Below are 20747 nucleotides of genomic sequence, written 5' to 3'. Positions count from 1 at the left end.
TCTCTCACAACTGAAGACTACCCAGGGTGATCACCGCTGCCGATACCGCCTCCGTGAATGGACCGGCGGCCATTTTTGGTTGTGCCTGAGGACATTTTGGGTCAGTTTACCATTCGGACCAACGGGGGCTGATCCACTGGCTGACATCGTAAACCGACCGACCATCGTGCTCTTCGATCTCGATGGAACATTGGTGCACCACGTCAATCCACGCGTCTTGCAGATGCTGGAATTTCTAGACGATTGCTCGCATCGCGGGGGTCGCCTCGTCGCGAGGTTCCGGCTCGCCCGGCGTCATCACGCGGTTACCAAATCCACGCCAAAGCTGCTGGTCCACAAGGCCATTCACAGGGTGCGCAGGAAGAGCGTGGACCAGATGCTGGTGCCCTGCCAGTCCATGCGCAACGTTCTTGAGCGACTGCGCGCCGAAGGCGTCATGCTCGGCGTCGTCAGCAACGGGCTGGGGCGCGGCTATGGCCACGATGTGCTCGAGGCCTTTGATCTCAAGAAGTATTTCCACTCGACAGTGTTCCGCGAGGACGTGGCGCGCGGCAAGCCGTGGCCCGATTCGATCCTGGCCGCTCTCGACGGTATTGGCCGGGACATCCGGCGCAACGACGTGATCTGGTATATCGGGGATCAGCGCAAGGACATCGGGGCGGCCGTTGCGGCGGCGCAGACGATCGGCCACGCCATCAGGCCATTTGCACTGGGCGCCAGAGCAGCGCTGGGCGCCGTCGAGGCGCGCCTGTCGCCAACACAGATCATGTGGACGCCGGCCGACTTCGAGCGAACCATTGCGATGGCCTTCGAGCCTGATGGGATCGAGCATTCGCTGATCGATCCCCTCCCCGCTCCGCTTCTCTAGAAATCAAAACCCATCTGATCGATGGCGGGCTCCGCCTTCACGGGGCGCGCGGTCTTTTCGGTCTTTTCGGCCTTCTGTCGTTTGGCTGCTGGCAGAGCCGGTGGCACGGCGTCGGGCTCTGGCACGGGGGTCGGCTCTGCAGCAGGCACAACAGCGGGTTCGGGTGCGGTTGCCGGGACAACAGGCGGCTCCGTAGCCAACACGACCTGCGGACTTGGTGCAGAAATGGCCTTCACCGTCGCTTCATGAGCTTCCGGGGCCTCGCACTCCGCACTGGCGGGAGAGACGATCGTGCCAATCCACGCCGTCGCCGCGTTGAGCTTGGCCGCGCGCAGGGCATAGAGGTTTTCGCGTCCCTTTTTAACCTCGGCCACAAGGCCAGCGGTCTTGAGCACCCGGAGATGCCGCGAGATGGCCGGACGGCTGATGGAAAACGCATCGGCGAGCGTATGTACCGGAATTGGACCGGCAAGCAGGATTTCAACGATGCGGCACCGCGTGGCGTCGGCCAGTGCGGAATAGATGGCGATGGGAGGCTTGGATTTGCGCGTCATGACCGCGCTATAGAGTAACGCCAGAGTTACCCGTCAAGCAGGGGAACAGCCGGAAAGGCATTGTTCACCAGAAAACTTGGCTGTCGCTTTACGCTGCGGGCAATTGTCATCGCGCGGAAAGGTTCTGGTCACATCCGCGCCACACCATGGGGGCAAGGAGGATGGATCATGACGACCGCCACCAAGCCACGAAGAGCATTCGGATTTCCGGAGCGCCGCCGCTATTCGACCGCCGAGCTGGTCGCGGACGCGGCCGTGCATATCTTCGGCCTCGTCGTCGCCATTGCTGCGGGCTCGGCGCTTCTGACGCTGGCCCTGCTCCACACGGCGCCAGAGGCCTTTCCGGCGCTCATGGTCTATGTGGCAACGCTGGTCGTGGTGCTGGGCGTATCGCTGGCCTTCAATATGTGGCCGGCCTCGCCGGTAAAGCACTATCTGGCCCGGCTCGATCAGGCGGCCATTTTCCTGTTCATCGCCGGCTCCTACACGCCCTTCCTCGCTGTCATTGGTGGCACCTCGACGGGAGTCGTGATGATGAGCCTGGTTTGGGGGGCGTCCCTGGTGGGCGTCGCCCTCAAGCTGATCGTGCCGCAGCGCTTCGGCCGCGTGGCGATCATTCTTTACCTGGCCATCGGCTGGAGTGGTGTTCTGGTCTTCCAGTCCCTGGGACAGGCCCTGCCCCATTCAACCCTCTGGCTGCTGCTCGCAGGCGGCCTGACCTATTCGGCCGGGATCGTCTTCCACCTGTGGGAAAAGCTCAAGTTCCAGAACGCCTTGTGGCATGTCTTCGTGGTCGCGGGCGCGAGCCTGCACCTGTGGGCAGTAATCGACTGTATGGTTATTGCGCGGCTTTGATACGCGGATGGGTGACCTGGTCACCCGCTTCAATACCCAGTTCCGCGGAGCGTCCGCCGGGGATTTCCAGCACAAACTGCACCGGACCCGCCGAAGGAATGCCGGTAACATCGTGCGGGCGAGCATTGGCGTGGATGTTCAGCACCGTTCCGTCCGCCTCGATGAAGATCATGTCGAGCGGAATAAAGGTGTTGCGCATCCAGAAGGAGACCGGGCGCTCCTCCTTGAAATCGAACAGCATTCCGGCGTCATCGGCCAATTCCTGACGGTACATCAGGCCTTGCGCGCGTGTCTCGGTGGTGTCGACGACCTCGACGGTAAAGCGGTGTTCGCCGCTCTCGGACTGGATGGACAGCTGGGTGTCGTCGGCGGTGCAGGCGATCAGCGGCAGGCTAACGGCCAGAACAGCGGCGGCCGCTGCCACGGACCGTCCAGCGGGTAGCCGCGGAGCGGAATTTGCCAGCACACTGTTACCCCTAAACACTGCAAACCAGACCTTAGTGTGAGGACGGGGCATCACCCCAGCCATCAGGGCGGATTTCGGCGACCATCAGACCCTTTGGTCCCTGGCCATAGCGCACCAGCACGAACTGGCCGGGGCGCAATTCGGTAATGCCGAAACGGCGCAGCGTTTCCATATGCACGAAAATGTCAGGCGTCCCCTCGCCGGCTGAAAGGAAGCCGAAGCCGCGAATGCGGTTGAACCACTTCACCTCGAGCCGTTCCATGCCGGATGTAGCCTCGACGACCACATGCGTGCGCGGGGCGGGCAGCTGGGACGGGTGGCGTGCGGTGGATTCGTCCATCGAGACGACACGGAAGGCCTGCAGGCCACCGGGGCGATTGAGCGCCTCGACGACGATGCGCGCACCCTCATAGGCGGTCTGGTAGCCATCGCGACGCAGGCAGGTCACATGCAGCAGGACATCGGCCATGCCGTTGTCCGGGACAATGAAGCCAAAGCCCTTGCCAGCATCAAACCACTTGATGCTGCCAACCACTTCGATTGTGTCGGCGGTCGCTGATGCATTAGCCGACGCATGATCGTCGCGCCGAACGTCATCAACATCCGTCAAATTGACGGAGTCGCCGAACTCGGTGTTGCCCTTAGCCCCCATGCCAAACGCCTTTTCACTCGCCCGCCGCGTGCGGGTACTCCTCACAAGACCAATGCAGTCTGGCCGATTCAACGTCAAAAGTTAAGAAGGTGTTGCGAATTTGTTGACAGCTGAATTGCGCTACTGTTGCGAGGGCGCGCCGGGCTTGTTAGGCCAATGCAATAATCCCAGAGGAGACCTGCCTTGAAATACCTGCATACCATGGTGCGCGTCACCGATATCGAGGAAAGCCTCCGATTCTACTGCGAGGGCCTCGGGCTCGAGGAGGTGCGCCGCACCGAAAACGAAAAGGGCCGCTTCACCCTCATCTTCCTGCGGGCCCCCGGCGACGAGGGCGGTGAAGTCGAACTCACCTACAACTGGGATCCCGATCCCGTCCCCTATGCCGGCGGCCGCAACTTTGGGCACCTCGCCTACCGCGTTCAGGACATTTATGCCCTCTGCCAGCACCTGTCGGACATGGGCGTCGTCATCAACCGGCCGCCGCGCGATGGCCACATGGCCTTCGTGCGCTCCCCCGACGGCATTTCCGTGGAACTGATCCAGGATGGCCACCTGCCTCCGCAGGAGCCCTGGGCATCCATGGGCAATACCGGCTCCTGGTAACGCAATTGTCCGGCGCGCTGCTCGCCGCGTATTGAGAGGTCCTCGGGCTTGACCCGAGGACCTCCCGCAGTTTTCGCAATCGCGGCGGCTCGCCCGAGGGCGACCAGGTGTTCTTTCGGTGCCGCATCGATTCCGAATTTTGCAGGCTTAACTTGCTGCTAACCCTGCCGCTTAGCAGCAGGTTAGCGAAACCAATCTAATTTTAGCGATCGAACCCCAAGGCCCATTGCCTGTTGCGCAATCGCGACATGCCAAGGGAAGGTCGCCATGCCCCGTCTCTTTCGCTCCCTCGCCATCACTGTCGTTTCTGCTCTGGTTCTTGCCGGATGCCTGCCCATGGCCATGTTCGCCAGTGGCGGTGGGGCCGGCTATTCCGGCCTGCGACAGGACTGGGGAACCTATGTTTCGTCGACCAATGTCAACGCGCTCTGCATTTCGCCAAAGCTCAGATTCGTCATCTGGGAATTCGAAGGCCGGTTCGGCAAGCGCATCGTCATGAATTCGGGCTATCGCAACGCCTTTCACAATGCTGCGGCCGGCGGGGCCGACAATTCATACCATACCAAGTGCATGGCTGCCGATTTCTACATCCCCGGCGTCTCCAAGCAGGATCTGATCAATTTCGCCATGACCGTTGATGGTGTGGGTGGGCTAGGCTGTTATCCCGGACGCAACTTCATCCATGTGGATGTTCGCGATCGGCCCAGGGGCTACCGGCGTCCCGTTACCTTCTCGGGCTGTTGATAACTCGGGGCGTCCGAAAAAAACCTCATGGGTTCAATGCAAACGGGGTTGCACAATCAAAATCACCCCTTTATACGACGGCCATCGCGCTGATGCGCCCTTCGTCTATCGGTTAGGACGGCACCCTTTCACGGTGCAGAGAGGGGTTCGATTCCCCTAGGGCGTACCACCTTCCCCCTGTTTTCAGTACAGGCGGCGAAGTCGAGGCGATGAATGTGCGCCCATCGTCTAGCGGTCAGGACGACGCCCTCTCACGGCGTAAACAGGGGTTCGATTCCCCTTGGGCGTACCAAAACCACTCTTCAGCCATTTCATGCGAAAACTCGACCAGAACGTTCTGGACGCTAGATAATCATCGTGGCGCGAAACGCTGCGATGCATGTGATTCTGTTCTCGGTGCAGGGAATCAGTCCAGTTCTTCCGCCAGGCCGATGAGCAGGCCACCCGGCCCGCGGATGTAGCAGAGGCGGTATGTGCTTCCGTATTGGACGACATCGCCCACGAGCTCGGCGCCCATCTGCCTGAGCCGCGTCAGTGTACCGTCGATGTCTTCGATCGTGAACATGACCCGCAGATAGCCCAAGGCGTTGACCGGGGCCCGGCGATTGTCCGCGACTATGGCAGGACGGAGGAAGCGCGAAATCTCCAGGCGGCTATGGCCGTCAGGCGTGCGCATCATGGCGATTTCGACCTGCTGGTCGCCGAGTCCGGTCACGCGACCGGCCCACTCCCCTTCCACCATGGCCTTGCCTTCGAGTTCGAGACCGAGTGCGCCGAAAAAGGCGATGGCCTCGTCGAGGTCATCGACAACGATGCCGACATTGTCCATTCGCTTGATCGCCATGGCCCGGCTCCATTCCAATATGCTGCAGGATAGAGTGTCGTCGGGAGGGCGGCCAGCCGTGACTTTGTGGGCCGGGTGAGCGGCTAGCGGGACAAATCCTTTTCGGCCAGCTCGCGGAAGGCGTCGGGGACCGACCTGGGGCCTTCAAGCTGCGTTATCGCGTAGCCGATGGCATCGCGGCCGAAACGGGCGCGCGCCTTGTCCATGGCGCGGTCTGCCGACCAACGCGCCAGGCTCTGACGGGTACCCGGGCGATGTCGTTCATCCAGGAGGTCCAGGGGCAATTCCAGTTGAATATGGGGCTGCGCACCGATGTGGGAAACCGAGATGGCGAGAAGCGTAATGATCCGCTCCCCCGCATGTTCCGCGAGAGCGGCACGAACCAGTTCCTCGGCGACTTCCGCGACAATTACGGTAGCGGAAACCGGGGCATCGAGCGTCATTGACCGGGTTATCGAGCGCATGTCGGCAAAGCGGATACGCACGGTAATTGTTCGACCGGCCAATGACTTGGCGCGCAATCGCGACGTCACCCGATCGGCCAGATGGCGCAAAGTCGGCTTGTAGACGCCTTCGGTAGCCGGCTTGCGCCCCAGAGCCGACTGAGCCCCGGCCGAGCGCGCACTGTGTCGGCTCTCCACCGGACGCGTGTCGCGATCCCAGGCGAGATCGGAGAGCTTTTCCCCGACGGCTTCGCCCAGCAGGCCACGCAGCGACTTGCCCGGCGTGCTGGCAAGTTGGCCGATCGTGGTGATCCCCTCGTCCCTCAGCCTGGCCTCGGTGACGGGCCCCACGCCCCACATCAGCCCGACCGGCAGGTCATGCAGGAAATCCAGCTCGGTACCCGGTCGGACCACAACCAGCCCGTCGGGTTTGGCGACCTGAGATGCGACCTTGGCCAGGTGCTTGGTGCGCGCAACCCCGACCGAAATAGGCAGGCCCAGTTCAGCGCGCACCCGTTGGCGAATGGTTTTGGCGATGTCCGCGGGAGAGCCGAACAAATGCGTGCAGCCGGCGACATCGGCGAAGGCCTCGTCGATGGAGATACGCTCGACTACAGGGGTGTAGTCACGCATGACATCGATCGCAGCATCGCCAAGGCGCTGATACTGGTCGAAATGACCCTTCACGAAAATCAGGTGGGGGCAGAGTTCCCGGGCCCGACGCCCCGACATGCCGCCCCGGACACCGAACGCTTTTGCTTCATAGGATGCAGCCAGCACAACGCCCCCACCCACTGCCATGGCCTTGCCCTGAAGGTCAGGATCCAGAAGCTGTTCGACCGACGCGTAGAAAGAATCGAGATCAGCGTGGAGAATGGTGGCTTGGGCGGCCATCGCGGCCTCCAAAATGAAGTATGTTCCTATTTTGTTCTATATTGTTCAGAGTGTCAATCGCCAGCGATGCGCACAAGATGGGCTGGGCAAGAACAGGACGTTGCGGACAAACTGCATGGCGATACAATCATGCCGCAACAACTCCTGGAGCCGCGACCAGCGAGCACAATACGGGACTAACCTATCAATGCAGGGTCGTCGGTGGCACGGTCGAGCCGAGCGCGCTGACGCAGAAGAGCTGGCCCTCTGCGCGTTCTACCAAGCCAAGATTGATGAGTTGCTCACCCAGTTCGGCCGGCAACATGCATGGGCCCTGCTCACACAGAATGGCAAGCGCACGCTTTTGTGGCGAGGTGAGATTCATCCAGTGCAGGTTCATGGCAGCCTCCGTTAGAGGTCGGGGAACGGCAAAAGTTAAGAAGTGGTTCCTGTACAAAATGCGAAAGTGATTGACCAGGCATGAGCGGAGCGATCCTGATCCGCATGTGAATGCCGCGGGAGTATGTGCGATGGACTTTTTGTTTGACGGACCCGACGAAGCGAGGCTGACCCTCCTGCTGGCCCATGGCGCCGGGGCGGCAATGGATTCCGGGGCGATGAACTCTGCCACTGCGGCCCTGGTCGCGGAAGGCATTGGGGTCGTGCGGTTCGAGTTCGGCTATATGGCTGCCCGCCGCACCGGCGAACGCAAGCCGCCGCCAAAGGCCGAAAAGGTCATGCCGGAATATCTCACTGCGGTCGAGGAACTTGGCCCCACACCAGGCCCGCTGTTCATCGGCGGCAAATCCATGGGCGGGAGGGTGGCCAGCATGGTGGCCGATGATCTCCACGCCGCAGGTCGGATCGCCGGCCTGCTGTGCCTGGGCTATCCGTTCCATCCGCCGGGCAAGCCAGATCAATTGCGGACGGCGCATCTGGAGGGCATGACCACCCCTGCCCTGATCGTCCAAGGCACTCGGGACGAGTTCGGTACGCAAGCGGAAGTCCCTGGTTACACACTTTCCACGGCGATCAAGATACTTTGGCTCGCCGATGGCGACCACGATCTCAAGCCGCGCAAATCCATTTCCGGATATTCAGCCGCGGATCACATGCACACCATGGCGACGGAAACGGCGCGATGGATGAAAAGCGTCACCGGGACATAGTCAGGCGGAAGCGTGCGGTGCTCGATCGGACTTGGAGTAGAGACGAACCATATTGGTCATATCCGCCTCCTTCCAGTAAACCCGGCAGACCAGATTGCGCGGATGCCCTGCCCGTACCAGTTTGATGCCGAGAGCAGACTCGGCGGCGAGCTCCGGCGACTTGGCCTCGGCGTGGAGTTCGGGCTCGATAGTGGTTGAACGCAAATCAATGATCTTGAAGCTGGGCAAGGGCGTATCCTGAGTGGATGCTCAGGTTATCCAACTCGGCGCGCAGCGCCATTAACGTGGGTTAAGCGCAGGGCGATTTCGCAACGGGCGTCAGTCATCGTGCCGCGGCGGTGCGCCACTGAGATAGCCGGGGTCGAAGCTCGATAGATCCTTCAGGTATTTGAGGTCGAGAATATGGACCTTGCCGGCCTGCAGGCCGATGATGCCGCGCTTGCGCAGGCTCTGAAGCATGCGATTGACATGCACGGTCGAGAGGCCCGTTGCCGCACCCAGCTCGGCCTGGGTCATCGGCAGTGAAAAACTGTTGTCCGGGGCAACGAGGCCGGCAACCGACAAGCGATACCAGAGTTCGCAGAAGAGGTGCGCCAGGCGCTCGATGGCAGTTCTGAGGCCCAGGCTGATGAGCCGCTCGCGGCCGATGGATGTATCGATCGCGGCCGCCTTGAGCGTGGCGCGCATGACGGAGGGGTATTGTTCCGCGAGGTTGCTGAACTGGCGGGCGCGGATGCGCCCGAACTGACTGGGGGCTGTGGTGACATATTGAATGTCGGCGCCATTGCCGGTGAGGAAGCCGAAGGCGACGAAGTCGCCAGGGACGACCAGCGAGGTGATCTGGCGCTTGCCATTCCCCAGAGACTGATAGTGGCAGGCCCAGCCGCTGAGCAGGACGACAGCATCAGGGACGGCCTCCACCGGAATATCCTGATAGGGCGCCACCAGTGGCCCGCGCTGGATGGCGCGGCGAAGCGCGTCGCGGGCCTCCGCCTCCAGCGGCGCAAAATTCGCGAGGCGATGGAGGAAGCGTTCAACGGGATCAGTACCGGGCGGCGCGCTGAGAACGCTAGTCAATCTGCTGCACTTTCCGGGCGTCGACGGCAAGACGCAGGAACTCGGCCAGTTCAGCCGCCCGCGCGGGCTTGCCGATCCAAGGGATGTGAGACAGTTCGGCAGGTCGTTCCTGCGAGTGGTAACCGGAGCAGAACACGACCGCGATGCCCGCCTCCTCCAGCCGGGGCACCAGCGGCAATACGGAGCCATCGCGCAGTTTGATATCAAGGACTGCAGCATTGGCCGCCTGGAAACCGTTGGAAGCCAGCTGCTCGAATTCCTCGACACTGCTGACGCTGGCCACGACATCGGCCCCAAGAGCTCCCAGCTGCTGCGCCAGATCGATAGCCAGCATCTGTTCGTCTTCGCCGATGATTATGCGCAGGTCGCTGATTGACGTTGTTGGCACTTATAGAATCCCCAGAATCGAACTCTAGGGCGCAGCGCGGGAAGACAGATTCACATAGGTTAATCACCCTGAGCGATAATGTTGTTTTGCCAGCCTATTCGTCGCTCAGGTGAAGATAGCCCGGGTCGAACTGGCCCAGTTCGCATAGACGCTCCCAATCGAGAATTTCGGCAGTGCCGTTGGCAAATGCCAGCAGTCCCGCAGCGCGCAGTTCCTGCAGCGTCCGATTGGCATGAACGATGGACATGCCCAAGGCGTCGGCGAGATGGGTCTGCGTTACCTTGAAGGGAAAGACAGTGCCGGAAATGGCGCCGACAGACTTGAGGCGCATATACATTTCGCAGAACAGATGCGCCATGCGGGCCTCGGCCGAGGCCTGGCCAATCAACATCATCCAGGTGAGGAATTTTGCAGAGTCGATCAGCGTATCCCGCCAGAAAAGGGCCGTGAGGCCGGGATTTTGATCCAGCATGGCCTTCATATCCGCGTGGCGAATGAGGCCGATGGTCGAAGGTGTGGTGGCCGAGAGCGTGTAGTCGACCTTCCTCAGATGCAGGCTCTGGAGATCGGGAATGTCCCCGGACGGATGGAAGGACAGAATCTGGCGACTGCCATCCTGCATGTGCTTCTGCCGATGCAGCAGACCCGAGAGCACGACGCAGCAATGGTGCATCATCTCCCCCTCCATCACCGCGTCCTCGCCCCGGTCCAGCTCGGAGACCCGCACGGGCAATTCCCTTATGGCCGTCTCATATTCGGGCAGAACGCGCCCGATGGAGTCGAGCTTGGCGATCAATACGTCGATAGGTTGAGTCATTGCCGCGTCCGATCCGCCGTACGACTAGTAGGACTGCGAGTGAAAGGTGACTCGCAGCTCAAGCAGCGCATTGCCCCGCTCATCGCGGACAACAATGTAGAATTCCCGCTGCGGTCCGTCGCGCGGAATTTCTTCGGCGGCAATTTCGGACAGGGTCCGTGTCGCTTCGACACGCGCGACGACCTCGTCCGGCAAGTCCGTGCCAGTATCGTCGACGGCGAGGCGATCACCGTCGTGAACATCGAAATAAAACAGTGGCATTGACCCTTCCTCTTTTCCGCTCAATGGGAAAGGAGGCGAAATCGTTCCGACAGACGGATCACAGAACTGTCTGGGACGCTGGTCAGGCGCTTACAGCATCGCGCTCGATGTGGTGCCGGCCAATCGGCACGATCATGGGCGTATTGGACACCGGATCGACGACGACGCGCGAGGCCATGCCGAAGACATCGGCGACCACGGCCTCGGTCATGACATCGACCGGGCGGCCTTCGGCGACGATCTGACCCGACTTCATGGCGACGATATGATCGGCATAGCGGCAGGCAAGGTTGAGGTCGTGGAGGACCACGACGACGGTGCGGCCGCGCTGCTTGACGAGATCGGTGAGCAGGTCGAGCACTTCGACCTGGTGATTGATGTCGAGGAAGGTGGTGGGCTCATCGAGCAGCAGGAGGTCGGTCTCCTGCGCGAGAGCCATGGCAATCCAGACGCGCTGGCGCTGGCCACCGGAGAGTTCGTCGACCGGGCGGTCGGCCAGCTCGGCCGTATCGGTGGCGGCAAGGGCTTCGGCGACGGCGGCGTCGTCGTCCGGGGTCCAGCGGCGGAACCAGCCCTGGTGCGGATAGCGGCCGCGACCGACCAGATCGGCCACCGAAATGGCGTCGGGGGCGATGGGGCTCTGCGGCAGCACGCCGAGAATAGTGGCGACTTCGCGGGTCGGCATCTGGTGAATGGGCTTGCCATCGAGATAGACGGCGCCACGCTGGGGCGGCAGCAGACGAGCAAGGCCGCGCAACAGTGTGGACTTGCCACAGGCATTGGCGCCGACGATGACCGTGAGCTTGCCGGGCGGCAAGGAAATATCGAGAGCGGAAACGATCTGCCGCTCGCCATAGGCGAGGTCGAGGCCCGCGGCCATGAGGTGGTGATGTACCGACATGTCGTTTCTCTCAGATCAGTTCACGCGGCCCGAGCGGCTGGAGGCCATAAGAAGCCATAGCAGGAAGACGGCGCCACAGGCACCCGTGACGACGCCAACCGGCAGTTGCACGGAAGGAATGAGATGCTGGGCAATGAGGTCGGAGACCAGCATGACCAGCGACCCCACCAGCGCAGCATGAAGGAAGCCACGCCCCGAGCCCTTGAGCAGATTGCGCGCCAATGGACCGGAGACGAAGGCAACAAACCCCACCGGGCCGACTGCGGCCGTAGCGAAGGCGGCAAAACCGACCGCGACCAGCATGAGGCCAAGCCGGGTGAATTCAACGCGCGCGCCGAGCGACTTGGCGGTATCGTCGCCCAGTTCCATGGCGTCGAGACCGCGCAGCAGCGCCATCATCATTGGTACCAGCACCAGCATAGCCGTGCCGAGGATAATGGAATCCCCGGGACGCGAGGCATTGAGACTGCCGACCAGCCAGGCCATGGCCTGCTGCACCTCGTTGAGACGGGCGCGGGTGAAGAGGTAGGAAATGACGGCGGCGAGCATGGCGGCCATGCCGATGCCGATGAGCACGACGCGGAAGGCAGTGACGCCATCGCGCCAGGCGAGCAGGTAGATCATCAAGGCGGTGAGCACGGCGCCGCCGAAGGCGCCGAACGAGACGCTGAGGCCAGACCAGCCGAGCACAATGATGCAGAACACCGCCGCTGCACTGGCGCCATGGGCAATCCCGATAATGTCGGGGCTTGCCAGCGGGTTACGCAGAAGAGTTTGGAAAGTGATTCCGGCCAGTGCAAAGGCAGCGCCGGACAGAATGGCCAGCACGGCACGCGGCAGGCGGACTTGCAGGACGATGAAATCGACGCCTTTGTCGACGAGCCCGGTAAGAGGAGAGAACAGCGACTGGATGATGCCGGGCACGGCGACCGGGTAGTCGCCCAGATACATGGCAAGGCAGAAGGCCAGGAAGAGCGCAATGACCAGGCCGAACGCGACCACCCGGCGGCGGCTGGCTGCAGCATTGCGGACGGCGGCAATTCGGGTGGTGTCGACAACCTGGGTCATAGCGCGGCCAGCTTCCGGCGCCGGACCAGCGCGATGAAGAAGGGCGCGCCGATAAAGGCGGTGACGATACCGACCTGCACTTCGCCCGGCGGGGCTATGATGCGGCCGATGATATCGGCGCCGAGCAGCAGGATGGGCGCCATCAGCATGGAATAGGGCAGGATCCAGCGGTAGCCGGGGCCGGTAATGGCGCGGGCCACGTGCGGCACTGTGAGGCCGACAAAGGCGATGGGACCGGCAGCAGCGGTGGCGCCACCGGCCAGAATGACGGCGGCAAGGCCGGCAAGACCGCGGGACAGGCCGATACGCTGGCCGAGCGCGCGGGCCACATCATCGCCCATGGAAAGGCCGTCAAGCATGCGGGCGCTGCCCAGAGCGAGCACCATGCCGAGTGCGAGGAAGGGCGCGACCTGGATGACGATGTCGATGTCGCGGCCCGACAGAGACCCCACCTGCCAGAAGCGGACTTCATCGAGGGTCCGCGGGCTGGTGAGCAGGATGCCGTTGATGATGGACTGCAGCACGGCAGTGATGGCAGCACCGGCAAGGGCGAGCTTGACCGGCGTCGCGCCTTCGCGGCCGAGCGAGGCTACCGAATAGACCACCAGCATGGTGACGCCGGAGCCGATAAAGGCCAGCCACACATACATGGAGAGCTCGGTCATGCCGATGACGGCGACGCCGAGAACAACCGCGAGAGCTGCGCCGGCATTGATGCCGAGAATGGAGGGATCGGCCAGCGGATTGCGGGTGGCGCCCTGCAGCACGGCACCGGAGAGACCGAGAGCGGCACCGACGAGCAGGCCGACAATTGTCCGCGGCAGGCGCAGGTCCCAGATGATGCGGTGCTCGGTGGAACCGGGGTCAAAGGCGGTGAGGGCCGCCCAGACAGTTTCGAGAGGGATGGCGCGGGCACCGGTCGCCAGCGAGAGCATGGCAATGGCCAAGAGGGCAGCACCAAGCATCAGCAGTCCGGCGGTGAGCCGGGCTGACTTCTGCATATGGTGGGAAACCGTGTCGGCCATGGCGGCGATCAGGGCGCCAGGTTTTCGTCGGCGGCGTTGATGGCGGCGGTCAGCTTCGCCAGTTCTTCGCCATAGACGCGGTAGTTGCGCATCCAGAAGGCAGGCCAATCGGTGACCTGACCGGCTTCCGCGGCCTTCATCAGATTCCAAGTGGGCTGGGCAAGAGCAGTTTCCATGGTCGCGGCTGAGCGGTTGTCGACCAGGATCAGATCGGGCTGATACTTGTCGGCCAGTTCCCAGGAAAGAGTTTCCCAATAGCCGCGGTCATCGGCGACTTCGGGATCAATGAGCTTGAGGCCCCAGGAGGCGAAGTCCATGAGTTCCGAGGCGCCACCGGTGGCAGCAATATAGAGGGCATCTTCACCGGCCCAAACGGCCAGCGCGGTCAGGTCGGGCTTGGCAGCGGTGGCAGCCTTGAAATCGGCCAGGGCGGTTTCGAAGGCGGCCTTGTCAGCGGCGATTTCCGGAGCCGACAGATCGGCGCCGAGGCTGGCAGCCAGTTCTTCATAGTCCTCGATCAGAGTGAGGATCGAGGCCCCCTGCTCCGGACCGGTGATCGGGGCCAGTGCGCTCAGCGCGGTGACGACGTCGGCGCCACCGGACCACGTGGTTTCAAGGGGCCAGAATTCGGCGACGATCAGGTCGGGCTCAAGCGCGGCGGCCTTTTCGACATCCACTTCGCCCCAAGCCTGGCCGATAATCTCGATGCCGGTGAGGTCGAGCCCCTGCAGGGCCTTCGCATCGGCGACGGCGCTATCGGCATAGATGGCGACCGGACGGATACCGAGCGGAATGAGGCCGGCAGCCGCATCCTGGCTGGCAATGATGCGGGTGGGAACCGCATCGAGTGTGACAGTTTCGCCGTCGCCGCCGACAAAGCTCCACTGCGCAAAGGCAGGCAGGGCTGACGAGGCAATCAGAGCGAGCGCGAGCGCGGCGGAACGAAGCATGAGGCGACCTCAGGGGTTCGGGAAATTTCGACGTTTCCCTAGACCCGGTAAGATGAGCGGTCAAGTCATGTTTATTGGTCTGCCGTGGAATTCGGACGGGGGCCATGGCCCGGCCCCTCCTACAGCCGTCATTGCCCGGCTTGTCCGGGCAATCCATTGCGCCGCCACTTCGCATGGACCACCCGGTCAAGCCGGGTGGTGACGATGGCGCGAGTAAAATGGGCCGCTTCTTGTGGCCCTCGGGTCGGGCCCAAGGGAGGCGTCGCGACGTCAGGCCGGCCTGCGGTACTGGTAGATGCCGACGTCGATGGAGCCTTCGGCGAAGCCGGCCTCGCAATAGGAAAGGTAATAGACCCACTTGCGCTTGAATGTTTCATCATAGCCAAGCGGGGCAATCATCGGCCAGCGTTCGAGGAAGCGTTCGCGCCAGAGGCGGAGGGTTCGCGCATAGGACAGGCCAAAAGTCTCGACCTGCTCGAGCACCAGACCGTAGCGCTCCCCGAACTCCTTCATGACTGTCTTGGTCAGCAGCATGCCTCCGGGGAAGATGTATCGCTGGATGAAGTCCGGACCCGATTTGTAGTTCTCGAAATCATGTTCCTGGATGGTGATGGCCTGGATGGCCGCAGTGCCGCCGGGCTTCAGGCGATCATGCAAGGTCTGGAAATAGCTGGGCCAGTTATCCTCACCCACCGCCTCGATCATTTCGATGGAGCCGATATGGTCGAACTCACCCTGAGTATGGCGATAGTCCTCGAAAACCAAGGTTGCGTATTGGTCGAGACCCTGACGAGAGAGTCGTTCGAGCCCGAATTTGAGCTGTTCGGCAGAAAGGGTAATGCCCCGCAGGTTGGCCTTGTAGTCGCGCGCGACTGTCTCGGCAAAGCCACCCCAGCCGCAGCCGATTTCCAATACGGACGAGCCCGGCGTAATGCCGGCCATGTCGGCGACGCGGCGATACTTGGCGAGTTGCGCCTCCTCAAGGCTCTGGTCACCCGAGGTGAACACCGCGGAGGAATAGGTCATGGAGGGGTCGAGCCACTGGCCGTAGAAGTCATTACCGAGGTCGTAGTGTTCGGCGATGTTCTTCTTGGAGCCTTCGAGCGTGTTGCGGCGCGAGAGGTGATAATGCAGATCGCCTGCCGCCCGATGGAAGAAACCCTTGCCGGCCTCGTCGAACATCTGGCGGTTCTGCAAGAAGAAACGGAACACGGCCGTCAAATCATCGGACTCGATGTCGCCATTCATGTAGGCGGCGGCAAAGCCGACCGTGCCGCGCTTCATGGCTTCATTGATGACCTTGAAATTGTTGAGGCGGAGCGTGGCGTGCTCGCCCGCATTGCCCTGCCCCAGCGTACGGGTACGGCCATTGGGAAGGATCACCGTGATCGAGCCATGGCGTGGCTTGCCGATCAGGGAAACACCAACCTGCTCCACGAGCCAGGAGGTGAAATGGGTCCACGCAGAAGCGCCGGTTTCGGTCTCTTCGACGACTGTTTTCGTCATTTTGCCGTTTGTTCCAACTATCGCAATACGCGGCGGCACGCGGCAGCGTGTCGCCAAACACTGAGCGTCAGAATTATCCTGTCGGCAAGGAGTCGCCTACCGGAGGACACCACGGATAGTTTAGCCGCCACAAGCAGATATGCAAGCGGCCTCCACCGGCGGACAGGCGCTCAGCAGTCCGCGCATTGCATAACGCGGCAAGATCCAAACTGGATTGAAGAAATTTCAGCGCGCCGGACGGGCGATGTCGGTGAGGCGGAACTGGGCCTGCTCGCGGCCCTGATAGTGATCGACCGAGAGACCTCCGGCAAAGTGCAGCGGTTGGTCACTATCGCGCATCAACGCATCGCCAAGAGCCGTGCCGGCGGCACGGAAGGCGATAGACTTGAGCTTGGCGCCATCGTCTGAGGTCAGGCTAAAACTGATATGCCCACCCTTGCCCACAATCTGCGGGAAGCGGGCGCGATGGGCGGGAAAGGCAAAGACCGGCGATGGATTGCCTGCGCCGTAAGGTCCCGCCTTTTCGAGGCTGTGCAGCAGATCAACACTGGCGCCCCGGGCCGTCAGCGCGGCATCGATCCTGAGGGCCGAGGCGGCCCGGGCAGCGCCGACACTGGCCGTAAGCTTTTCGGCCAGGAAGGCGCGGAAGGGGCCGAGATCACCGGGCCGCAGCGAGACACCAGCGGCCATGGCATGGCCACCGCCTTTCGGGATGATGCCCGTGTCCACCGCCTCGATGACGGCACTGCCCAGGTCGACGCCGGGCATGGAGCGGCCGGAGCCGGTGCCGGTGCCATCAGGATGAAGCGCGATGGCAAAGCTGGGGCGCTCGAACCGCTCGCGCAGGCGTGCGGCGACGAGACCAACGACGCCCGGATGCCAATTGGCCGAGGCCAGGACCAGGACCGGCGGCCCCTCTCCACTCCCGATTTCGGCTTCGGCGGTGGCAGCGGCTTCCTCGACGGCTTCCACCTCGATGCGCTGGCGCTCGCCATTGAGTTCGTCGAGCTGGGCAGCGATGACCATGGCCTGGTGTTCATCATCGAGGGCAAGGAGACGGGTGCCGAGGGCGGCATCGCCGATGCGACCGCCGGCATTGATCCGCGGGCCGATGAGAAAGCCAAGGTGATAGGGATTGAGCGGGCCGGAGGCGCGTGCGGCCAAAGCCAGGGCGGAAAGACCCGGCTTGTCGCCACGCCGGGCGACTTCGAGCCCGCGGACCACGAAGGCGCGATTAAGGCCGACCAGCGGGACCACGTCGCACACTGTGGCAAGAGCGACAAGGTCGAGAAGTTTCAGCAGATCCGGCAGGCCGGTATCGCCTCGGTTGCGCAAGGCGCGATTGACTGCGACCAGCACCATGAAGGTGACCCCGGCGGCGCAGAGATAGCCCAGGCCGGAAATGTCGTCGGGGCGGTTGGGATTGACCAGCGCATTGGCGGGCGGCAGGTCGTGATCGGCCAGGTGATGATCGATGACCAGCACATCGGCGCCGCGCTCGCGGGCATGGGCGATCGGCTTTTCGCTGGTGGTGCCGCAGTCGAGCGTGATGACCAGCGAAGCGCCCGCATCGATGAGCTTGTCCATGGCCGCAATATTGGGGCCATAGCCCTCAAAGATGCGGTCGGGAATATGCACCTGGGGCTCGATGCCGAAATGCCGCAAATAGCGGGCCATCAGGGCGCAGGAACAGGCGCCGTCGACGTCATAGTCGCCAAACAGGGCGATGGATTCATTGTCGGCAATGGCCTTGGCCAGCCGTTCGGCCAGATCGTCCATTCCTGATAGCGTTGACGGATCGGGCATGAGGTTGCGGATGGTGGGCTCAAGATAGCTTTCGGCGTCATCCAGGCCGACGCCCCGCGCCGCCATGATGCGCGAAAGTATGTCGGGAATGCCCGATCGTTGTCCGATGGCCGTAGCTGTGCGGGCCTGCGCAGCGTCAAGCCGATCAACCCACGCGCGGCCGGAGACCGAACTGGTGATGTCGAGGAAGGGGCGCGGGCTTTCGGGCATGGTGGAGGGTTAGGGGATTTTGGAGAGAGTGGGAAGGGGTTGCCCCTATTCTTCTCCCCATCGGGGAGAAGGTGGCGCGCAGCGCCGGATAAGGGGGAGATCGGATCGCGCCCTGGAGTGGTGGATGGCCTCCCCTCACCGACCCGGCCTGCGGCCGAGCCACCTCTCCCCAATGGGGAGAGGAATAGGGCGCCGAGTTCGCCTTACCTTGCGTGTCGCGCCTTTATCCAGCGCGTCGTCTGGCTCCAGCTGCGCATGACGACGGTGGAGGTCTCCACCGAGCCGCGGCGGAGTTTGACACCTTCGGCCAGTGAGCCATCGGTGATGCCGGTGGCCGAGAAGAGGACGTCGCCAGCGGCGAGTTCGGTAACGTCGTAGATGCGGTTGGGGTCCTCGATGCCCATTTCGCGGGCGCGCAGGCGCTTATCCGGGGTATCGAGGATGAGTTTGCCCTGCATGTGGCCACCGATGCAGCGAAGGGCCGCAGCAGCGAGGACCCCCTCTGGGGCGCCGCCTGAGCCGAGATAGATATCGACGCCGGTATCGGCAGTGTTGACCGCATGGATGACGCCGGCAATGTCGCCGTCGCTCAGGAGTTTGACGGAGACGCCGGCAGTGCGGAGTTCTTCGAGGAGGCCGCCGTGGCGCGGGCGATCGAGAACGATGGCGGTGATTTCCGAGATCGGCACGCCCTTGGCCCTGGCCAGCGCCTTCACGTTCTCGGTTGCCGACCATTCGATATGGACGGTGTCCGCCGGATATTCGGCGCCGATGGCGATCTTGTGCATGTAGACGTTGCGGGCAACGTTGAGGAGGCCCCCGCGCTCGGCCATGGCGAGGACAACAAGGCTATCGGGCTGGTTCTTGGCGCAGAGGGTGACGCCCTCGAGTGGATCGACCGCAATGTCAACCTCCGGCCCCTGCCCTGTGCCGACCGCCTGGCCGACATAAAGGTTGTCGCATTCGAACTGCTCGCCTTCGCCAATGACGATGCGGCCGGAAATGCTGACACGGTCCAGTTCATCCGTCATGGCGGCGACGGCGGCCTCGTCGGCGGCCTTTTCATTACCCTTGCCGCGCCATTCGGCGGCGGCAATGGCGGCACGCTCGGTGACGCGCACCATTTCGAGCGTCAGGGTGCGATGCAGATGCGCCGGATTGCGGCCGTCTTCGACCTTGCTGAGTTTCATGACTTTCCCCCGGGGCCCCTCGGACCCTGGCGGGTCAGAGCTTCTCGATACGAATAAGCTGTGGTTCGCCGACTATGAACCCATCCGCAGCGATCTCTGCAAGCGCTTCGCGCACGGATGATTCCAAAGTCTGTTGAGTAATCATCACCACGGTGCGGGTCGGGGACCCGTCGGGCGCGATGGCCTTCGCACTCAAATCCGACCGCTGGATGACAGAGTCGATGGAAATCGACTTTTCCCCCATGCGCGTAGCGATGGCGGCGAGGGCGCCGGGAACGTCCTTGGCGCTGAGGCGGATATAGTAGCCACCCTCATGGGCGCGGTGGGGCGCCTCGCGATAGGGCAGAAGCTCGTCGCTGGGCACGCCGAGCGGAGGGACGCGGGTGCCGCGGGCGATGTCGAGAATGTCGGACAGAACCGAAGAGGCAGTCGGCGGGCCACCGGCGCCAGGGCCAGCCAACAGCAGTTCATGGACATGGTCGGTTTCGAGCGCCACGGCATTCATTACCCCATCGACACCGGCAATGGCGCTGCCCTTGGGCACGAAGGTGGGATGGACGCGCTGCTCGATGCCGCTTTCGGTGCGTTCGGCAATGCCCAGGAGCTTGATCTTGTAGCCCAGGTCGGCCGCGACCTGGATATCGTGCTGGGTGATGCCGGAAATGCCCTCCACGCGGATCTTGTCGGGCGCAATTTCGTAGCCGAAGCAGAGCGTGGCAAGGATGGAGAGCTTGTGGGCGGTGTCAAAACCTTCGACGTCGAAGGTCGGATCGGCCTCGGCATAGCCCAGGGCCTGCGCATCCTTCAAACAATCGGCAAAGGAAATGCCTTCATTACCCATTCGGGTGAGGATGTAGTTGCAGGTACCGTTCATGATGCCAAAGACCTTGGCGATGCGGGCGGAGCCCAGGCCTTCGCGCAGGGTCTTGATGACGGGAATGCCTCCGGCAACAGCAGCTTCGAAACCCAGCTGAGCGCCGGATTCTTCAGCGAGGCGCGCGAGAGTGACACCATGTTTGGCCAGGAGCGCCTTGTTGGCGGTAACGACCGGGCGGCCGATTTCGAGCGCAGCCTTGACGGCGGCAAAGGCCGGACCGTCTTCACCGCCGATCAGCTCGACGAAGAGATCGATGCCGTCCCACTTGGCGAGGGCGACTGGATCGTCGAACCACTCAAGCCCAGAAATATCAATGCCGCGGTCGCGGGAACGCGAGCGCGCGGCAACGGCGACGACTTGCAGTTGCCGCCCAAGTTTTCGCGTCAGCTCGGCGCCATCCTTTTGCAGGATGCGCACCAGCGTTGCACCGACATTGCCCAGGCCCGCTACGCCGACGCGCAGGGGCGCCTGCCGGTCAGCATCCCCCAGCTCGGCCATGGCCTTCAAAATCCGGGCGCGCGTCTCGGTGCGCGGCTCACGGCCGTCCCGCAGATCGAAGACGAAAAGCGGGTCACCTGCTACAATGCGCCCGAAACG

At 62.8% G+C, this 20747-nt stretch carries 24 protein-coding genes and 2 tRNA genes; 7 read left to right on the top strand and 19 right to left on the bottom strand.

Annotated elements, in window-relative coordinates; genetic code table 11:
• Window positions 1-166: 166 nt before the first annotated feature.
• On the top strand, window positions 167-868 hold the full coding sequence (locus MQW79_RS01600; RefSeq protein ID WP_476586432.1) for an HAD hydrolase-like protein: 702 nt from the start codon (window positions 167-169) through the stop codon (window positions 866-868).
• On the opposite strand, the gene MQW79_RS01595 is transcribed toward MQW79_RS01600, so the two are convergent.
• On the bottom strand, window positions 865-1422 hold the full coding sequence (locus MQW79_RS01595) for an ArsR/SmtB family transcription factor (RefSeq protein WP_476586431.1): 558 nt from the start codon (window positions 1420-1422) through the stop codon (window positions 865-867). The two genes, MQW79_RS01600 and MQW79_RS01595, sit on opposite strands and share 4 nt — an antisense overlap.
• Window positions 1423-1590: 168 nt before the next feature.
• On the opposite strand from MQW79_RS01595, the gene trhA reads away from it, so the two are divergent.
• Window positions 1591-2277, top strand: coding sequence for a PAQR family membrane homeostasis protein TrhA (gene trhA, locus MQW79_RS01590; RefSeq protein ID WP_476586430.1), 687 nt, complete (start codon window positions 1591-1593; stop codon window positions 2275-2277).
• Here the strand turns inward: trhA and MQW79_RS01585 are convergent.
• Together MQW79_RS01585 and MQW79_RS01580 are read right to left on the bottom strand one after the other, a co-directional pair.
• Window positions 2261-2701, bottom strand: coding sequence for a DUF192 domain-containing protein (locus tag MQW79_RS01585; protein ID WP_476586429.1), 441 nt, complete (start codon window positions 2699-2701; stop codon window positions 2261-2263). The two genes, trhA and MQW79_RS01585, sit on opposite strands and share 17 nt — an antisense overlap.
• A 73-nt stretch (window positions 2702-2774) precedes the next feature.
• Entirely contained in the window at window positions 2775-3395 is a 621-nt protein-coding gene (locus tag MQW79_RS01580) for a cold-shock protein (protein WP_476586428.1), read from the bottom strand.
• 183 nt (window positions 3396-3578) lie between these two features.
• Between MQW79_RS01580 and MQW79_RS01575 the strand changes: the two genes are divergently transcribed.
• The 4 genes from MQW79_RS01575 (at window position 3579) to MQW79_RS01560 (ending at window position 5037) form a co-directional block, all read left to right on the top strand.
• On the top strand, window positions 3579-4001 hold the full coding sequence (locus tag MQW79_RS01575) for a VOC family protein (RefSeq protein ID WP_476586427.1): 423 nt from the start codon (window positions 3579-3581) through the stop codon (window positions 3999-4001).
• Between the two features lie 267 nt (window positions 4002-4268).
• Window positions 4269-4745 carry a YcbK family protein gene (locus tag MQW79_RS01570; RefSeq protein WP_476586425.1) on the top strand — a complete coding sequence of 159 codons (477 nt, stop codon included), beginning with the start codon at window positions 4269-4271 and terminating at the stop codon, window positions 4743-4745.
• Window positions 4746-4839: 94 nt separating this feature from the next.
• Window positions 4840-4914 (top strand) — tRNA-Glu (locus MQW79_RS01565).
• A 48-nt stretch (window positions 4915-4962) separates the two neighbouring features.
• A tRNA-Glu gene (locus MQW79_RS01560) sits at window positions 4963-5037 on the top strand.
• 114 nt (window positions 5038-5151) lie between these two features.
• Here the strand turns inward: MQW79_RS01560 and MQW79_RS01555 are convergent.
• From MQW79_RS01555 to MQW79_RS01545, 3 genes are all read right to left on the bottom strand, one after another.
• The gene (locus MQW79_RS01555; protein WP_476586424.1) at window positions 5152-5589 is read right to left on the bottom strand and encodes a VOC family protein; all 438 of its coding nucleotides are present in this window, start codon (window positions 5587-5589) and stop codon (window positions 5152-5154) included.
• An 83-nt stretch (window positions 5590-5672) separates the two neighbouring features.
• The gene (gene dinB, locus MQW79_RS01550; RefSeq protein ID WP_476586423.1) at window positions 5673-6926 is read right to left on the bottom strand and encodes a DNA polymerase IV; all 1254 of its coding nucleotides are present in this window, start codon (window positions 6924-6926) and stop codon (window positions 5673-5675) included.
• A gap of 184 nt (window positions 6927-7110) precedes the next feature.
• Window positions 7111-7305, bottom strand: a complete 195-nt coding sequence (locus MQW79_RS01545) for a hypothetical protein (protein WP_476586422.1) — start codon at window positions 7303-7305, stop codon at window positions 7111-7113.
• Window positions 7306-7435: 130 nt separating this feature from the next.
• Between MQW79_RS01545 and MQW79_RS01540 the strand changes: the two genes are divergently transcribed.
• Window positions 7436-8074 carry an alpha/beta family hydrolase gene (locus MQW79_RS01540; protein WP_476586421.1) on the top strand — a complete coding sequence of 213 codons (639 nt, stop codon included), beginning with the start codon at window positions 7436-7438 and terminating at the stop codon, window positions 8072-8074.
• Here MQW79_RS01540 and MQW79_RS01535 read toward each other — a convergent pair whose 3' ends face one another.
• The 13 genes from MQW79_RS01535 to MQW79_RS01475 form a co-directional block, all read right to left on the bottom strand.
• Window positions 8075-8302: a hypothetical protein gene (locus MQW79_RS01535; protein WP_476586419.1), complete on the bottom strand. Its 228-nt coding sequence runs from the start codon at window positions 8300-8302 to the stop codon at window positions 8075-8077.
• A 90-nt stretch (window positions 8303-8392) separates the two neighbouring features.
• The gene (locus tag MQW79_RS01530; protein WP_476586418.1) at window positions 8393-9151 is read right to left on the bottom strand and encodes a Crp/Fnr family transcriptional regulator; all 759 of its coding nucleotides are present in this window, start codon (window positions 9149-9151) and stop codon (window positions 8393-8395) included.
• On the bottom strand, window positions 9144-9539 hold the full coding sequence (locus tag MQW79_RS01525; RefSeq protein ID WP_476586416.1) for a response regulator: 396 nt from the start codon (window positions 9537-9539) through the stop codon (window positions 9144-9146). The genes MQW79_RS01530 and MQW79_RS01525 overlap by 8 nt, the downstream gene beginning before the upstream one ends.
• Window positions 9540-9633: 94 nt before the next feature.
• On the bottom strand, window positions 9634-10356 hold the full coding sequence (locus tag MQW79_RS01520; protein ID WP_476586414.1) for a Crp/Fnr family transcriptional regulator: 723 nt from the start codon (window positions 10354-10356) through the stop codon (window positions 9634-9636).
• Window positions 10357-10380: 24 nt separating this feature from the next.
• Window positions 10381-10617, bottom strand: a complete 237-nt coding sequence (locus tag MQW79_RS01515; protein ID WP_476586413.1) for a DUF6894 family protein — start codon at window positions 10615-10617, stop codon at window positions 10381-10383.
• 82 nt (window positions 10618-10699) lie between these two features.
• The gene (locus MQW79_RS01510) at window positions 10700-11518 is read right to left on the bottom strand and encodes an ABC transporter ATP-binding protein (RefSeq protein ID WP_476586412.1); all 819 of its coding nucleotides are present in this window, start codon (window positions 11516-11518) and stop codon (window positions 10700-10702) included.
• A gap of 15 nt (window positions 11519-11533) precedes the next feature.
• Window positions 11534-12586, bottom strand: a complete 1053-nt coding sequence (locus MQW79_RS01505; RefSeq protein ID WP_476586411.1) for a FecCD family ABC transporter permease — start codon at window positions 12584-12586, stop codon at window positions 11534-11536.
• Window positions 12583-13611, bottom strand: a complete 1029-nt coding sequence (locus MQW79_RS01500; protein ID WP_476586410.1) for a FecCD family ABC transporter permease — start codon at window positions 13609-13611, stop codon at window positions 12583-12585. Before MQW79_RS01500 ends, MQW79_RS01505 begins: the two co-directional genes overlap by 4 nt.
• Window positions 13612-13619: 8 nt before the next feature.
• On the bottom strand, window positions 13620-14561 hold the full coding sequence (locus MQW79_RS01495; RefSeq protein WP_476586409.1) for an ABC transporter substrate-binding protein: 942 nt from the start codon (window positions 14559-14561) through the stop codon (window positions 13620-13622).
• A gap of 270 nt (window positions 14562-14831) precedes the next feature.
• Window positions 14832-16067 carry a class I SAM-dependent methyltransferase gene (locus MQW79_RS01490; protein WP_476586407.1) on the bottom strand — a complete coding sequence of 412 codons (1236 nt, stop codon included), beginning with the start codon at window positions 16065-16067 and terminating at the stop codon, window positions 14832-14834.
• Window positions 16068-16292: 225 nt separating this feature from the next.
• Window positions 16293-18083 (bottom strand): single-stranded-DNA-specific exonuclease RecJ, encoded by a 1791-nt coding sequence (gene recJ / locus MQW79_RS01485; RefSeq protein ID WP_476586406.1) that lies wholly within the window; start codon window positions 18081-18083, stop codon window positions 16293-16295.
• Between the two features lie 203 nt (window positions 18084-18286).
• Window positions 18287-19273, bottom strand: coding sequence for a class II fructose-bisphosphatase (gene glpX / locus MQW79_RS01480; protein ID WP_476586405.1), 987 nt, complete (start codon window positions 19271-19273; stop codon window positions 18287-18289).
• Window positions 19274-19307: 34 nt separating this feature from the next.
• Window positions 19308-20648 (bottom strand): homoserine dehydrogenase, encoded by a 1341-nt coding sequence (locus tag MQW79_RS01475; protein WP_476588165.1) that lies wholly within the window; start codon window positions 20646-20648, stop codon window positions 19308-19310.
• Window positions 20649-20747: the final 99 nt, after the last annotated feature.

It is taken from the genome of Devosia sp. Micro-HW1 (genome assembly GCF_056341075.1).
Note: the sequence above shows the minus strand (reverse complement) of the source record. Positions and strands in the feature narration are given on the sequence as shown.